The organism is Arthrobacter sp. USHLN218, from assembly GCF_037144715.1.
Classification (GTDB): domain Bacteria; phylum Actinomycetota; class Actinomycetes; order Actinomycetales; family Micrococcaceae; genus Crystallibacter.
The window spans coordinates 38,354-53,974 of sequence record NZ_JBBCYT010000013.1 but is presented as its reverse complement, the minus strand read 5'-3'; the positions used below and the strand labels follow the sequence as shown (position 1 = coordinate 53,974).

Here is a 15,621-nt window from a genome sequence, read left to right as displayed (position 1 = left end):
GGCCGGGGCCGGCACGAACAGCACCATGATGGCGACGAGGGCGGGCCCGCCGACGGCCGAGGAGTTGTAGGAGAGCGCGTCGTAGGCGAAGGCCCGCCGCTTGTCCGGAATCGCGTCGGAGACGAAGCTGGAGAGCCCGCCCATGAAGAACGGGGCGACCGCTCCGGCCACGGCCAGCGCCGCGAACACGACCGGCAGCGGGATCTGGCCGAGGAACGCCGTGATCGCGAAGGCGATGGCGGTCAGCACGCCGGACGCCGCGATCAGGAGGCCCGGCCTGCGGGCGCGGTCCAGGGCCGCGCCGACCAGCGGGGCGGCCACCACGCTCGGACCGAGGGAGACCGAGACCAGGGCGCCGCCGAGGAGGACGTCGTCCGCTTGCTGCACCGCGAGGATCGGGATCGCCACGGCGGAGCCGGCAATGGCCAGTCTCGGCGGCGCCGACGCAGCAAGATATCCGAGGGCGCTCATGATGCGGCGGGCTTCCTTTCGGTCGGGGGAGTCTCCGGGCTGGCTATCCGCGGGCGCGGCCGCCGGTTCCCTAGGCAAGCATGCTATGCCGCGACCGCATGGAACCATGCCCACATGGACTTGGACGTGCGTCACATTTCCGCTTTATCGTTCCATCAAAGCGTCCAAGGAGGGGCGCCGGAACGAAGGGTCACGTATGGGAATCGAGTTCAACCGCCGATCGTTGTTCAGGGCCGGGGCGTCGGCCGCGGGCAGCGGGGTCCTGGCAGCCGCCGCCCTTTCCTCGAGCCAAGCCGCCGCACAAGCGGCAGTAGCCACGCAGGCGGCGCCCACGGTCCGGCTTCAGCAGAAGGACGGGGTGGCATCCGGCTTCATCATCGGCGCCCCCAAGATCTCGGACCAAGCCAACCACGCCGTCGTCGAGGTGCCGGTGCTGTGCGAGGGCGGACCGCGCCTGGCGGTGACGCAGCCCGTCCGGCCGAGCGCCGCAGAAGAGATCGCCGCGGGTTTGAGTGCCGGGATGCTCGTGGACTTCGTCGTGAAGAAGGGGGAGGTCGTCGTCAACGACGAACACCGCGATCCTTTCCACGTCGTGCTGGCCAAGAGCAGCACGCCCATCTTCGCCACGCAGAAGTACGGCCCGGAACTGGCGCCTCGAAACGGCCGTCCCGGCGAGATGGTCGCCGCTGGCTGGGTTTACGGCAAGTCCCGTGGAACGATCACCATCGGAGACGGCCGCGTCGTCGCCGAGGATATCTCCGGCCGTCCGCTGCCCCAGGCGAGCAAGCGCTACGAAGAGACCTATCGTGTGGCCGCGGACGCAGAGGTGTACCGCGTCGACATAACCAACTGGGGTGCCTCCGGCTCCTCGACCTTCGACGCGATCCCGGTCACGAAGGACTACTCCTATGCGACCACCCGGCGCCAGGCCGCCTTCGTCGTGTTCGACCGCGACCATCGGCAGGCGAAGCAGGCCAAGGTCAGTCAGATCTTCTTCTTCACGCCGCACGACGAGTCGGACGGCAAGCCCGTCTGGGACGTGCCCACGCAGAGCGACCTCCTCAGCGACAAAGGAGTCGACCCCGTGTCGGGACAGCGCTACGTGGACATCGTCGCGACCCGGCCGACGACCGCGGCCTACACCCGAAGCACCGAGCCCTTCGAAATCGTCCCCGGCACCTTCTTCTTCGTCGGCGACAACGAGGTCTCCTGCTACCTGTTCAAGACGAACGGGGGGACTCGGAACCCGCAGGACGACCGCCTGATCCTCGTCGACACCGGATGGCCGAACAGCGGATACCAGTACTGGAAGAACATCGAGGCCGTGGGCTTCGATCCGCGCGACATCGACGACATCATCATGGCGCACGGCCACCTTGACCATTACGGGTCCACCGTCGAGCTCGTGACGATGATCGAGAACTCGGGCGGAAAGGTGCGGCTTCTTTCGCCGCGCGAAGACATCGCCGGACTCCCGCAGGACGCCGTCGGCAACGTGTGGAACCTGCCGCCCGCGCTGCCGGCCGGGGAGACGCTCATCCGCGAGCGCAGCGAGTTCTTCACCTACGACGAATGGATGGACTTCGGGAACGTGCGGCTGCTGCCGCTGTGGTCGCCCGGGCACACGCCGGGCTCGGCCTCCTTCATCTTCGAGGTGCAGAACCCGGACGACGGCGAACGGCTCACCTTCGGCTACATGGGCGGCTATGGCTGGAGCCCCAAGACGGTATCGGCCACCAACGGCTGGCAGCGCCTGGGCTTCCCCTACAACCTCGCGTGGCTGCAGCAGCGGTTCGAACCGGATTTCGTTGCGGGCCAGCACGCGAACCAGTTCCCGCTCATCGAGATCTACCAGGCCCTGAAGGCCTACAACAACGACCCCGCGAACAGCGGCCGGCAGCTGACGATGCTGGACGCGATGAACCGCGGAGAGTGGACGAACTACCTCGAGAAGCGTTATGCGGTGGCGACCAACGCGGTGGCTGACGACCAGCCGGGGTACCAGAGCATCGAGACCTTTGGCCCGTTCAAGCCCGGCCGCGAGAACGGCGTCGACGACGTCCGTGTTCGGCTCGTCGACGGCGGCAAGGTGCTGCACGGCTACGACCGCGCCCTCAACAAGAACCCGCAGATCCCCCTGCTCGCAGACGGGGCGACCATCCTCATCGACAGCTTCGTGCACGACCCGGACGGCTGGTACGTGCAGTTCGAGCTCGACGTGCTCGATTCCTACGGCGGCTACCTGCCCGGTGTGGGGCCGGTCGAGTCCATCCGCCCCGAAGTGACCGAGATCCTCCGCACTCAGCGGTTCCCCAGCCGCGAAGAGGCAGAATCCGTCCTAGAGTCGGTCGAGGCGGGCGGCACCTACCGCGTCGCCCTGACGCCGGCCAGCGCCATCGTCATCCCTGCTGACGGTGCGACGGTCTTCAGGGCAGGCTAGCGGGCAGCACCGGGGCTCGACGGCATTCCATGGAGCCCCGGTGCGTGCTCACGAAGTGGCTGCGGCGCCCTGGACTTTCCGGGGTCCTATGTTGCCGCCGGCGGAAACCGCGCCGCGGGCGGCCGTCGCCAGGAGCCCGCTGTCCGTGGCGATGGGCATGAAGCGGAAGCCGAGGCCTGTCATCGTTTCGGAGAGCCCTGATTCTCCCGTGTAGATGCCCGGAACGACGCCGGCGGCGGCCACCCGGCGCGCGATGCCGGCCAGGACGCCGCCGGGCCCCTCGCCAGTCAGCTCCTCGAACGTCATGCCGAGGCTGAGGGAAAGGTCGTAAGGTCCCACGAAGACGGCGTCCGGCCCCGCGGCGAGGATCGCGTCCAGGTTGGCCAGCCCCTCCGCGGTCTCGACCATCAGGATGCACAGCGGGTCCTCCTGCGGGTTGCCGGGCACCGGCGCCGGGTAGCGCGGGCTGCGCCGGGTCGGCCCGTAGCTGCGCTTTCCGTGCGGCGGGAAGCGGCACGCCGCAACGAGGGTTTCCGCCGTGGCGGCGTCTTCCACGGTCGGGAAGATGATGCCCCCGGCGCCGGTGTCGAGGACCCGGGTGAGCGTACCGGCGTCGTGCCCCGGGACCCGGACGATCGATGGCACGGAGAACAGGTGGGCCGCTTCGACCATCGGCTGCAGCTCGTGGATTTCGGCGCCGCCGTGCTGGCCGTCTATGCAAATCCAGTCGAATCCCTCGGCGGCCAGGATGTCCACGACCGCGGGGTCGCGGAAGTTGATCCAGGCTCCGTAGGTGGTCCGGCCCTCGTTGAGCGCCAGGCGCGGGACGGGCAGGCCGGCATGCCCTCCGCTCTCGCTGTATGCCTTCATCTGTTCCTTCTTCCTGCCGTGAGGCCTGTCTGCCGTAGCCTGCTGACCGCTGACGACGGCGACACGCGCCGAAAGCGGGGAGCGTCGCCGTCGTTATGGGGATGGTAGCTCAGGCCGCCCAGGCGGCCACCGGGTCGCCGAGGACCGCCTCGTTGACCGTGATGCCGAGGCCCGGCGCGGCCGGGGGAAGGATCCCGCCGGCCGCCTGCACGAAGTCGAACTTCGCGGTCTCCAGCGTGACCATGTCCGCGCAGTTGAGCACGCAGCGCAGCAGCTGGGCCGGGACGGTGGCGCCGAGCTGCACGATTCCGGCGAACGCGATCACCGAGCCGACGGTATCCTGCACGCTGAGCGTGAGGCCGGCCGCGCGGGCGATATCGCGCTGGCGCCGGCCGGGGGTGAGCCCGCCGGCCTTGGAGATCTTCAGGCCGATCCCGTCCGCCGCATCCTCAGCGATGGCCCGCGAAATGTCCTCTTCCTCCTGGGCGAGTTCGTCGAGGATGATCGGGTAGGCGCAGCGCTGCCGCAGCGACAGGGTTTCCCGCCAGGTGGCGCACGGGGCCTCGAGGACGAAGTCGAGGCCCGGCGGCAGCAGGCGCAGCATCCGCAGGGCGGTCTCGGGCACCAGGCCGCCGTTGGCATCCACGAGGAAGTATTCGCCGGGCTGCTTGTCGGCGAGGCAGGCGGCAATGCGTTCGGCGTCGAGGGCCGGACCGCCTTCGCTGTCGAGGGCGCCGATCTTGATGGAATGGCCGAGGTAGCCGCGGGCGCGGTGCTCGGCGACGCGGTGCCGCATGTCCTCGGGATCACCCGCGTAGATCGAGGAGATCATCGGCATCGGGATGCCGGTGGATCCCCCAAGGAGTTCGGAAACCGGCAGGCCGACGGACTTGCCGAAGATGTCCCAGCAGGCGATGTCGAGCGGGGTCTTGGCGTGGTTGTGCCCGACCAGCGTGGCGTCCATCAGGTCGTGGATCCGGTCCACCTGGCGCGGGTCGCGGCCGAGGAGCGCCGGGGCGAGTTCGGCGATGCCGGCCCGGGCGCCGAGCGCGTGTGCCGCGACGTACGTGGAGCCGAAAGGCGTGCTTTCGCCCCAGCCCTGCGTGCCGTCGTTGCACGTGATCCGCACGATCGAGGCGTCGAAGGAGTCGTAGGTGCGGCCGCCGGAGAGCTGGTAGGTGCCGCCGGAGTAGGGCAAACCAACGTGGAAGAGCTCGATGCCGGTGATTTTCACAGGTGGGCCTCCGGCCGGGCGGTACGGGATGCGGCGGCGGACGCAGTGCCGGCGCCGGGAGCGGCGGGCGGCGGGATGAGGACGAGCTTTCCGGTGTGTTTCTTGGCGAGGAAGTCCTGCTGCGCCCGCGCGATGTCGGCCAGGGGATAGGTGCCCGAGACGACGGGGCGGATCTCGTTGCGTTCGATGTAGCCGATGAGGTTTTCGAACACCTCGTCGTCCTGGAAGGTGCAGCCGAGCAGCCGCAGGTCCTTGAGGTAGACCGTGCGCAGGTCGATCTCGGTGTGCGGGCCGTCGATGGCTCCGGCGATGGCGTAGGCGCCGCCGGGGCGCAGCAGTTCCAGCAGCTGCGCGACCTGCTGCCCGCCGACGATGTCGATCACGGCGTCGACGGAGCCCGCGCCGAGGGCCTCGATGAGATCGGCGCCGCGGTCCACGGTCCGGTCCGCGCCCTGGGCCAGGACCAGCTCGGCCTTGGCGGGGGAGCAGACCGCAATCACGTGGGCGCCGCGCCGCTTGGCCAGCTGCACGGCGGCCAGGCCCACCCCTCCGGACGCGCCGGTGACGAGGACCCGTTCGGCGCCGACGCCGGCGCGGTGCAGCATGTTCTCCGCCGTCGAGTAGGCGCACGGGACGGCCGCCAGTTCGGCGTCGCTCCAGTCGGAGTCCACGGCGTGGGTCTCGCGCGCCGGGGCGAGGGTGAACTGGGCGAAGCCGCCGTCGCACTCGCTGCCGAAGGTCCAGCATTCGTACGGGCGGTAGCCGACGTAGGTGCGCAGCATGTTGCGGACGAGGACGCGCTTGCCGATCCTGTCCTCGGGGACGCCTTCCCCGACGGCCGCGATCCGCCCGCAGACGTCCGCGCCCTGGATGCGCGGGAAGGACAAGGCCTGGCCGGACCAGGCGGCGTCGGAGTCGGTGATGTCGGCGAAACCCGCCGCGCCGCCGTCGTTGGTTCCGGATGCCACGGCCTTGGAGTACCAGCCGATGCGGGTGTTGATGTCGGTGTTGTTGATGGCGGCGGCCGCCACCTGGATCAGCACCTCGCCCGGTCCGGGGCGGGGGACGGGGACATCGGTGCGGTAGTCGAGCTTGTCCAGGCCGCCGTGGCCGGTCAGCACCGCTGCGGCCATCGCTGGGGGTAATGCCATGTGGGGTCCTTCCTCGTCTGTGTAGTGGTTGGCTCGCTAGCCGCCGGCCTGCATGCGGTGGCGCATTTCGCCCACGCCGGCCATGTAGGTGACGAGTTCGTCGCCGGGGGCCAGGAAACGCCGGGGCGAGCGGCCGACTCCAACCCCGGGAGGGGTGCCGGTGAAGATGACGTCTCCGGGGAGCAGCGGCGTGATGCTGGACAGGCGGGCGATGATCTCGGGAAGGGGGAAGACCATGTCCGAGGTGTTGCCCTTTTGGACCTGTTCGCCGTTGATGGCGCAGCCCAGTTCGATCTTGTCCGGGTCCTCGAACTCGTCCGGAGTGGCCAGCAGCGGGCCGACCGGTCCGAACCCAGGGAAGGATTTCGCCAGGCTGTACTGCGGGGCAGGCCCGGCCGACTGCAGAGTCCGCTCGGAGAGGTCCTGTCCCACCGAGACGCCGGCGACGTGGCTCCAGGCCTGGTCCGCGGCGATGTTCCGGCCGCCCCGCCCGACCACGGCGACGAGCTCGACCTCCCAGTCCACGGTTCCCGGCGGCAGGACCACCGTTCCGTACGGTCCCGCCAGCGCGGTGGGGAACTTCGTGAACACGGTGAGGTCCTCGGGCACCGCCAGCGATGCCTCTGCCGCGTGGTCGGCGTAGTTCAGTCCGATCGCGAAGACCTGCCGTGGGGACGGCGCCGGATTGCCGAATTCAGGGAGTCCGACGTCGGCGAGGGGCTTCCCGGGTAACCCCTCGAGGGCGGGGGCCGCCTCCCTCAGTTCGTCCCAACGGTCGTAGCAGTCCTGGATGTGCGGGCTGAAGCGGCCGTCGGTTTCCTGCGCGACGTCGACAACGCCGCCTGCGGGGGTGATCAGCGAGAGGCGGCCGGAGATATTGGCCAGGCGCATGAGGAGTCCTCCGGATGGATGGATGGATCGGGATGGTGCGGCAGGTCAGGCAGAGACGTCGAATTCGACGGTGCCCCAGCCCTCGAAGGTCCCCGACCAGCGGCCGGCGTCGTTCATCGGCACCGCCTGCAGGCAGCTGCCGGGCAGGATGACCTGTCCGGGCTGGAATTCGACGCCGTATTCGGCCAGGCGGTTGACCAGCCAGGCGACGGCGGCCAGCGGGTTGCCGAGGATGTTCCGGGTGGAGCCGGCGATGACTTCCCGGTCGTTGAAGCGCAGGACTCCGCGGGTGTCGCGCAGGTCCAGGTCGGTGATCCGGCGGGGCGTGCCGCCGAGAATGACTGCGCCGGTGGATCCGTTGTCGGCCAGCGTGTCCGGGAGCCCGATCGCCCAGTCCTTGACCCGGGAGTCGATGATTTCGATCGCGGGCATGGCGAATTCGATGGCGTTCACGACGTCGGCGACGGTTGCGTTCGGGCCGCGTAGGTGCCGCCGCAGCACGAAGGCCGGCTCGAGTTCCACGAAGGGCTCGATGAACCTGCCGCGCTCCAGGGTGGTCCCCTCGTAGGCGAAGGTGCTGGCGAGCAGGTGTCCGTAGTCCGGCTGGTCGAGGCCGAAGGCATCCTGCATGACCTTGGCGATGTTTCCGAGCTTGTAGCCCACGAGCCGGTCGCCGTTTGAGACGGCCATATCAACGTTTATCTTCTGGACGGCGAAGGCGGCGTCGGCGTCCAGGGCGGGCCAGGTTTCCGTGGGTGCGGCAACGGGCCGGCCCTGCTGGCGGGCGGTGCGGAGCGTGCCGGCGACGTCCTCGAGAGTGATGGTGGACATGGGTGCGGTTCCTTTCAGATGTGAAGCTCCGGCCCCGGATGAGGGTCGGTTGTTTAGGTCCATCCGGGGCCGGAAAATTCGGGGCTGCGGGTACCCTCGCCTAGCGGGGCTGGACCCCGGCTTCGCCGTCGACGAGCCGGTTCACCCGCCACGGGTTGGCATCCTGCAGAGGTGCCGGAAGCAGCTGGTCGGGGAAGTTCTGGTAGGAGACCGGCCGCAGGAACCGGTGGATGGCGAGGGTGCCGACGGACGTCGTGCTCGGGGCCGAGGTCGCCGGGTAGGGGCCGCCGTGGACCATGGCGTGGCCGACCTCTACTCCCGTGGGCCATCCGTTGATGACGATCCGGCCGACCTTGCGTTCCAGGGCGGGAATGAGGGAGGCAACGGGGGCGTAGTCCTCCTCCGCGGCCTGGATCGAGGCCGTCAGCTGCCCCTCGAGCAGGTCCGTGGCCTGCGCGAGGTCTTCCACGTTCTTGTAGCGGACGATCAGGCTGGCCGAGCCGAAGATCTCTTCGTGGAGGACGCGGTTGGCGGTGAAGACGTCGAGGTCGGCGCTGAAGATTGCCGGCGCCGGAGCGTTCTCCGTACTGCCGGCCTGGCCCCTGGCGAGCAGCTCCACGTCGGCGGCGGACACCACCGAACCGAAGCCCCGCTGCCAGGACGATGCGATGCCTTCGGTCAGCATCGTCTGGCCGGCCTGGTCCGCGACGGTCCGGGCGACCGCATCCGCCAGGCGGTCTCCGTCCTCGCCAACGGGCACGAACAGAAGCCCCGGCGAGGTGCAGAGCTGGCCGGAGCTTCCGGTCACCGACGCTACGTACTGGCCGGCCAGGGCGTCGACGTCGCCGCGCACGGCCCCCGGGAACACATAGACCGGGTTGATCGAGGACATTTCCGCATAGACCGGGATGGGCTCGGTTCGGGCGGCGGCGGCGCGCATGAGGGCGGTGCCGCCCGCGCGGGAGCCGGTGAAGCCGACGGCCTTGATGGCCGGGTCGGCGACCAGTTCCTGGCCGATGCTCGTTCCGGCGCCGTAGACGAGCGAGAAGACGCCGGGGTGCAGGTCGAGGTCGCGGACGGCCTGGGTGACGGCCCGGCCGACCAGCTCGGAGGTTCCCGGGTGGGCGTTGTGCGCCTTCACGATCACCGGGCAGCCGGCCGCGAAGGCCGATGCGGTGTCCCCGCCGGCCACGGAGAAGGCCAGGGGAAAGTTGCTGGCGCCGAAGACGGCCACCGGTCCCAGCGGGACCTGGCGCAGCCTGATGTCCGCCCGCGGCAGCGGCGTGCGTTCCGGCAGGGCGGGATCGATTCGTGCGCCGCGGAAGTCGCCGCGGCGTACGACGTCGGCAAACAAGCGGAGCTGGTCGGTGGTACGTGCCCGTTCGCCGCGCAGCCGCGCGGCGCCGAGCCCTGTCTCCGCCGAAGCGCGCTCGATCAGTTCGTCGCCGATGGCTTCGATGTTGTCGGCGATGATTTCGAGGAAACGTGCGTGCCGCTCCGGCTCGAGGCTGCTGAAGGATGCGAAGGCGTCGGCGGCCGCGGCGGTGGCGGCCCTGAGCTGTTCCGTGCTGATGAGCCCGTAGGCCGGTTCCAGCTGTTCGTTGGTGGACGGGTTGATACCGAAGGCTTGGCCCCCGGTGCCGGCGATGGTCTCCCTGGCGATCAGGGAGTGTCCGGTCAGAGTCATCGTCGAGTCTCCTGCGTTGAAAGTGCGGGTGGCAGCGGGCGGTGCCCGCCGCCGCCTTGGTGGATGGTGGCTGCTGCCGGTCAGTTCCCGGCGCCCAGGTGCCAGATGCCGAGGGCGGACAGAAGCTCCCGCGGGTCCCAGACGACCCATTCCTCGGCGAGTTTGCCGTCTTCGAACCTCAGGAATGACGCGGCGTTGACGGTTACGCTGCGGCCGGTGGCGGGGACGTCCATGAATGTGCCCTGGTGGGTGGCCCGGGTCTGCCAATGGATGGCGGCGGTGTCGCCGTCTTCGAGGATGCGCAGGATCTCGGTGGTGGTATCCGGGAACGCTGCGTGGGTGGCCTCGATGGTCTTGCGCAGGCTTGCGTAGTCTTCGCTGCCCGACTTCGAGCGGCGCACGTAGCCCGGGGCAAGGAGTTGTTCGAAGGCCGCCGTGTCGCCCTGGCCCCAGGCTTGGTTCCACGCGTGCAGGATGGCTTCCCGCTTCGTGCTCATGATGCGCTCCTTGCTTCATCCGGTACGGGCATCTCGATCGGCTGGTACTGGCCGAACTTTCCACCCCTGAACAGCAGGGCGTCGCCGCTGCCTTCGGTCATGCTGGTGACGGCTCCAACCACCATGTAGTGGTCGCCGACGGCGACTTCCGCCGTGACCACGCAGTCGATCCACGCGGTTGCCCCGTCAAGGTGCGGCGTGCCGAGCGGGCCGAGGCTGCAGGGCAGGTTCTCGAACTTCCGCGGCCCCTTGCGGGAGAGCGAACGGCAGATGCCGACCTGGTCATCGGAGAGGATGTTCGCGGTGAAGTTCTGGAGCTTGCGAAGCTTGGGCCAGGTGGAGGAGGACTTGTCCACGCAGAACGTGACCAGGGGCGGCTCCAGCGAGAGCGACTGGAAGGTGCCGACGACGAGGCCGAGCTTTTCGTCGTCGTCGTTGACTCCGGTGATGGCCACGACGCCGGTGGGCAGCTTGCCCAGGACCTGGCGGTAGTACGCGGGGGTGATGTCCGCGACGAGGTTGGTGTCCATGACTGTTCCCTTCAGCCCTATGCCGCCTGCGCCGGTGCGCTTTCGCGGACGCCGCCGAACCGGCCGCCGTGGAAGATGAGGGGGTTGCCCTCGCCGGGAAACATCTCCAGGACGGTGGCGACGATGATCAGGTGGTCGCCGGCAACGATCTGCTGCTCCAGGTGGCAGTCGAACCAGGCCAGCGACCCGTGGATGTGCGGGGTCCCCCAGTCGGATTCGGACCAGTCGAGGGTGCCGAGCTTGTCATCGCCCTTCGCGGAGAGTGCCTTGCAGACGTGCTGCTGGTCCTCGGCGAGCAGGCTGATGCCGAAGCGCCCGGTCTCCGCGATCTTGGGCCAGCTTGTGGAGGTGTGCGTGACGCTGAACGTCACCAGGGCGGGGTCCATGGACAGGGAGGCGAAGGTGCCGACGATCATGCCGTTCTGGGCCCCGGTGAGCGGGTCGGTCGAGCAGATGGCGGCGACGCCGGTGGGCAGGTGCCGCATGACCGCGCGGTAGCGGTCCGAGTCGATGGGGCGGGCGGTTAAGGCCGTGGCGGTCATGATTCCTCCTGAAGTTCCGAGTTGATGTTGCGGGCGGTGCGGAGGCCGGATTCGATGGCTCCGTCGAAGAAGCCGGCCCAGATGTTGGCGATGTCGCCGCTGGCGAAGTGCAGGTTGCCCTCGCTGGCCTGCTGTGCGGCGTGGTACTTGGTCAGCTGGCCGGGACGCTGGATCTGCCAGGTCTCTCCGGCGTATTCGTCGTCCATCCATTGGTGGCCGGCGACTTCGAGGACTTCCAGGTCGTCGCGCCAGACCTTGATGGCTTCCTGGACCTGGTCGCGGTCCGTGACGTCGATGCGCTTGGAGTCGGCACCGAAGCCGACCAGCACGGCGTCGGTATCGCCGACAAACTCGGTGCGGATCACGGACAGCGGCTTGTCCTGGGCCGAGTAGGCGAAGAAGGGCTTGATCGGGCCCTTGACCCGGATCCAGGCCTTGACGCCCTGGGACGCGGTCTTTTCCCGGCTGGGCGCGAGCTTCCCCTCGGACAGTACGGGCTGAACATCGAGCTTGTGCAGGATGTTCTGCGGCAGGGTGATGACGACCTTCTTGGCCTGGATTTCCCGGCCGTCGCCGTAGGAGACGGTGGCTCCCTGGCCGTCATGGCGGACGGCGGTGACCGGGGAATTGAGGCGGATGTCGGCGCCTGAGTCCGCGGCGATCGCCTTCGGCAGCGTGTCGTTGCCGTCCTTGATGCGGTAGATCGCCGAGGCTTCGTGCATCAGGTGCCAGTGCCCGGAGGATGCGGCGGTCCAGCGCAGGGCGTTGACATAGGCGCACTGGTTCAGGGGTGCATTGAAGTGGCCGACCCAGGCCGCCTCGTTCGCGTTGCGCTCGTCTTCGGAGAGGTCCAGCTTGTCCAGCATCTCCTGCAGGTTGTACTGGTCCGCTTCCGCCAGGCCGGGGTTGGTCAGCGGCGCGTCCGGGCGGGGGAGCCACTTCATGGTGTCTTCGAGTAGCCGGGTCATCCCGGGATCGATCAGTTCCATGAAATCGTCGAGGTTGCCGCGGCGTACCTCGTTGCCCGCCAGCCAGTAGGTTTCCTCGGACCGCGGGCCGCGGGAGATCTCGAGGCCGTAGCGGGTGACCTCGGCCCAGACATGGGGCTGGGTCCAGTGCACCCAGTTGCCGCCGATCTCCAGCTTCTGGCCCAGCCGGTTGTCGGTCCACAGGCGGCCGCCGAGGCGGTCGCGGGCTTCGAGCACGACGACGTGGTGGCCGCGGGTACCGAGCTCGCGGGCTGTAATGAGGCCGGCAAGACCGGCACCGATGACGACGACGTCCGTCTGTTCAGGCATGTTGTAACTCCGTAGATTTTGTTCGCGTGAGCGGTGTCAGTTTCCGACGCCGGTCAGGTGCCGGGCGCGGTGGCCCGTGGCCGGGTGGTTGTCCAGCGTGTACTTATGGCCGGGGAAGAGCTTTTCGCGCAGGGTGACCGGCGCTTCGTCCTCGGCACGTGCCGGTGCGACGATCCCCTGGGCCCGGAGCTCCGGCAGCGCGAGTTCGATGAATTCCTCCCAGCTGCCGGGCTTGCTGATGTAGCTGAGGTTGATGCCGTCGACGTCGGCCTCGTCGCGCCAGCGGCGCAGCTCGGCGGCGACCGTCTGCGGCGACCCGACGATGGTGCTGCCGCTGCCGCCGACCGCGAGGAACTCGGCGATTTGGCGCGGGGTCCAGTCCCGGTCCGGGTCCGCCTTGGAGAACATGTCCACCATGGACTGACCGGCCTTGGTTCCCACCGAGCGCAACGGCGTGTCCAGCTCGTACTCGGACATGTCGATGCCGGTCCAGCCGCTGAAGCGGGCCAGGATGCCCTCGACGGGCGCGTCGCCCACGGCCTTCCGGTACTTGGCCTGCGCCTCCTCGTCAGTGGGAGCCGCCACAACGGTGAGCAGGATGACCACCTTGACGTCGCGGGGGTCGCGGCCGGCGTCTGCCACCGACTGGCGGACCTTGGCTACCGTTCGCTTGGCGCCCTCGACGGACGTGCTCTGGATGAACACGGCTTCCGCATGCTTGCCGCCGAATGCCATGCCCCGGGAGGACGAACCGGCCTGGAATAGCACGGGCGTGCGCTGCGGGGACGGCTCGCACAGGTGGAATCCGGGCACCGTAAAGTGTGTGCCTGCGTGGTCGATCGGGTGGACCTTGGCGGGATCCACGTAGGTTGCCGACTCCGGGTCCCGGACGACGGCGTCTTCCTCGAAGGAGGATTCCCAGAGCTTGTAGACAACGTCCATGTACTCGTCCGCCAGGTCGTAGCGCTCCTCGGGGCTGAGCTGCTGCTGCTTGCCGAGGTTGCGGGCGGCGGCCTCCGAATAGGAGGTCACGATGTTCCAGCCGACGCGGCCGGAGGTGAGGTGGTCCAGGCTGCTGAACTTCCGGGCCAGTAGATAGGGCGGCTCATAGGTCGCCGAGCAGGTCACGCCGAAAGTCAGATGCTTGGTCACGGCCGCCATGCCGCTGATCAACACCGTCGGGTCGTTAATGGGGAACTGCGCAGCGTCGCGCAGTGCGGCATCGCCGTTGCGGCGGAATACATCGTGGTAGCCGACGTTGTCGGCGAAGAAGATGCCGTCGAAGCCGGCCTTCTCAAGCATCTGTGCCACCCCGGTCCAATACTGCAGGTCGGTGTAGCGATAGCCCTGGTCGCCGTCGTTCCGCCAGGACCCGGAGGTCAGGTGGGCCGGGGCGAAGACGTCGAAGGCAAACAGGCTCAGCGGTTCATTTTTCATGGCAGCGAGGGCTCCCTACGGACTGGTGCCGATAGCTCGACAACTGATCGGTGACGTTCAAGAAATGAACGATGCGTTCAATTTAGGTGTTAGCCGTCTCACTGTCAAGACGTGATGCCGGCCACAAATCTTTGGGGTCCGAGACCTTGACATGGAATGTGGCCGGTGTCATATTTTGAGCGTCACGTTCACAAAATGAACGTTCTTGAGATCGCATTCCCTTCACGCTCACTGGCGCCGCGCACTGGATCGCCGGCGCCTCACCCCTGCTGGAAAGCATGAAAACTAGGAAGTTCACCGTGAATCCACCAGTCACCCCAGCCCCTGCCCTGGAATCGCAGCCGGTGCTGGACCCGCAAAAGAGGCGGTTCCTGTACAAACTCACGGCCGTAATCTCCGGCGGCATGTTCATCGACGGCTTCATCCTCGGCGGCATTGGCCTGGTCATGCCGACGATGACCGCGGACCTAGGCCTGTCCCTCACCTGGCAGGGCCTCATCGGTGCCTCCGCCCTGATCGGCATCTTCCTCGGCGGGCCCCTTGGCGGGTACCTGGCCGACAAGATCGGCCGCAAGCCGATGTTCGTCGTCGACCTGGCCATCTTCCTCGTGGGCTCGGCGGCCCAGTTCTTCGTGGCCGAGGCCTGGCACTTGTTTGTCATCCGGTTGCTGATGGGGCTGGCAATCGGAGCCGACTACGCCATCGGCTGGCCGCTGCTCGCCGAGTTCTCGCCGGCAAAGCTCAGAGGCAAGCTCCTCGCCGCGCAGGAGGTTGCCTGGTATATCGGCTACCTGGGTTCCTACGCGCTGGGCTACTACATGGCCTCGGCCATCGACGCCGACTGGCGGATCATCCTGGGCATGAGCACCGTCCCGTCGCTCATCGTTTTCCTGCTGCGCCTCGGGACCCCCGAGTCTCCGCGCTGGCTGATCAGCAAGGGGCGGGTCGACGAAGGCATGGCCGTTGCCCGCGAGTACATGGAGGAGGCGGAGATCCGGGACATGGAGAGCGAAAAGCGCCAGGCAACCAGCTTCCGCAGGCTGTTCTCGCGCGAGTACCGCAATTCCACGATCTTCATCTGCATGTTCTGGTTCTGCAACGTCACGCCATACTTCGCCATCGCGACCTTCGCCCCGATCGTGCTCGAAAGCCTGGGCGTCGAGGACGGGCTGAGCGGAGCGCTGCTGCTCAACGGCGTCGTCGTTGCCGGCGCCGTCGCCGCGATGTTCCTTGTCGAGCGCGTCGGCCGCCGCATGCTGGCCATCCCCCCGATGTGGACCAGCGCCGTCGCACTTGTCGCCATCGGCCTGCTCGCACACGTGTCCCCGCTCGTGATCCTCGCCTGCTTCGTCACCTTCTCCTTCGCGAACGCGCTCTCCACCGCGCTGACCGGGGTCTACCCGGGCGAGATCTTCCCCACCGAAATCCGCGGGGCCGGAGTCGGCTTCGCCACGGCGTTCTCCCGCATCGGTGCCGCTGCCGGAACCTTCATCCTCCCGCTGTCGGTGGACGGCCTGGGCGTCGGTGCAACGATGATGATCGCCGCGGGTATCTGCGTTTTGGGTGCCGTCATCTCCCAGTACCTGGCGCCCGAAACCAAGGGCCTGAGCCTGAACGAAGCGTCCGCGCCGCTGGGCAAGGTGGCGTCCAGGTAGCAGCTGCCGGCCTCGGAAGCGGCCGCATCCGTCCGTCGGAGAGGGGGTCCGGCGGCGAGGCGTAGCCGGGAGCCGTGTCATTCGAAG

The 15,621-nt window shown here is 68.2% G+C and carries 13 protein-coding genes and 1 pseudogene; 2 read left to right on the top strand and 12 right to left on the bottom strand.

The genetic code is table 11. The features are described 5' to 3' along the window. Nucleotides 1–471: pseudogene (locus WFH44_RS20840) on the bottom strand (hypothetical protein); the annotation flags it as partial. Between the two features lie 196 nt (nt 472–667). Here WFH44_RS20840 and WFH44_RS20835 point away from each other — a divergent pair. Further along, nucleotides 668–2,911, top strand: coding sequence for an MBL fold metallo-hydrolase (locus WFH44_RS20835; protein ID WP_336716488.1), 2,244 nt, complete (start codon nt 668–670; stop codon nt 2,909–2,911). Between the two features lie 48 nt (nt 2,912–2,959). Here the strand turns inward: WFH44_RS20835 and WFH44_RS20830 are convergent, their stop codons facing one another. The 11 genes from WFH44_RS20830 to WFH44_RS20780 form a co-directional block, all read right to left on the bottom strand. Beyond that, nucleotides 2,960–3,781, bottom strand: coding sequence for an HpcH/HpaI aldolase family protein (locus WFH44_RS20830; RefSeq protein WP_336716487.1), 822 nt, complete (start codon nt 3,779–3,781; stop codon nt 2,960–2,962). 109 nt (nt 3,782–3,890) lie between these two features. Further along, nucleotides 3,891–5,015: a mandelate racemase/muconate lactonizing enzyme family protein gene (locus WFH44_RS20825; protein ID WP_336716486.1), complete on the bottom strand. Its 1,125-nt coding sequence runs from the start codon at nt 5,013–5,015 to the stop codon at nt 3,891–3,893. Next, nucleotides 5,012–6,166 (bottom strand): alcohol dehydrogenase family protein, encoded by a 1,155-nt coding sequence (locus WFH44_RS20820; RefSeq protein ID WP_336716484.1) that lies wholly within the window; start codon nt 6,164–6,166, stop codon nt 5,012–5,014. Before WFH44_RS20820 ends, WFH44_RS20825 begins: the two co-directional genes overlap by 4 nt. A gap of 36 nt (nt 6,167–6,202) precedes the next feature. Continuing rightward, nucleotides 6,203–7,057 carry a fumarylacetoacetate hydrolase family protein gene (locus WFH44_RS20815; RefSeq protein WP_336716482.1) on the bottom strand — a complete coding sequence of 285 codons (855 nt, stop codon included), beginning with the start codon at nt 7,055–7,057 and terminating at the stop codon, nt 6,203–6,205. Nucleotides 7,058–7,102: 45 nt separating this feature from the next. Beyond that, nucleotides 7,103–7,888, bottom strand: a complete 786-nt coding sequence (locus tag WFH44_RS20810; protein WP_336716480.1) for a 2-keto-4-pentenoate hydratase — start codon at nt 7,886–7,888, stop codon at nt 7,103–7,105. A 100-nt stretch (nt 7,889–7,988) separates the two neighbouring features. Further along, nucleotides 7,989–9,575 carry an aldehyde dehydrogenase (NADP(+)) gene (locus WFH44_RS20805; protein WP_336716478.1) on the bottom strand — a complete coding sequence of 529 codons (1,587 nt, stop codon included), beginning with the start codon at nt 9,573–9,575 and terminating at the stop codon, nt 7,989–7,991. An 80-nt stretch (nt 9,576–9,655) separates the two neighbouring features. Continuing rightward, nucleotides 9,656–10,072, bottom strand: coding sequence for an ester cyclase (locus tag WFH44_RS20800; protein WP_336716476.1), 417 nt, complete (start codon nt 10,070–10,072; stop codon nt 9,656–9,658). Further along, nucleotides 10,069–10,602 (bottom strand): flavin reductase family protein, encoded by a 534-nt coding sequence (locus WFH44_RS20795; protein ID WP_336716474.1) that lies wholly within the window; start codon nt 10,600–10,602, stop codon nt 10,069–10,071. The genes WFH44_RS20800 and WFH44_RS20795 overlap by 4 nt, the downstream gene beginning before the upstream one ends. A gap of 17 nt (nt 10,603–10,619) precedes the next feature. Continuing rightward, nucleotides 10,620–11,144 (bottom strand): flavin reductase family protein, encoded by a 525-nt coding sequence (locus WFH44_RS20790; RefSeq protein WP_336716472.1) that lies wholly within the window; start codon nt 11,142–11,144, stop codon nt 10,620–10,622. Beyond that, nucleotides 11,141–12,442 carry a flavin monoamine oxidase family protein gene (locus WFH44_RS20785; RefSeq protein WP_336716470.1) on the bottom strand — a complete coding sequence of 434 codons (1,302 nt, stop codon included), beginning with the start codon at nt 12,440–12,442 and terminating at the stop codon, nt 11,141–11,143. The genes WFH44_RS20790 and WFH44_RS20785 overlap by 4 nt, the downstream gene beginning before the upstream one ends. Nucleotides 12,443–12,478: 36 nt before the next feature. Continuing rightward, on the bottom strand, nt 12,479–13,879 hold the full coding sequence (locus WFH44_RS20780) for an LLM class flavin-dependent oxidoreductase (RefSeq protein WP_336716468.1): 1,401 nt from the start codon (nt 13,877–13,879) through the stop codon (nt 12,479–12,481). Nucleotides 13,880–14,178: 299 nt separating this feature from the next. Between WFH44_RS20780 and WFH44_RS20775 the strand changes: the two genes are divergently transcribed. Further along, nucleotides 14,179–15,534, top strand: a complete 1,356-nt coding sequence (locus WFH44_RS20775; protein WP_336716466.1) for an MFS transporter — start codon at nt 14,179–14,181, stop codon at nt 15,532–15,534. Nucleotides 15,535–15,621 lie beyond the last annotated feature (87 nt).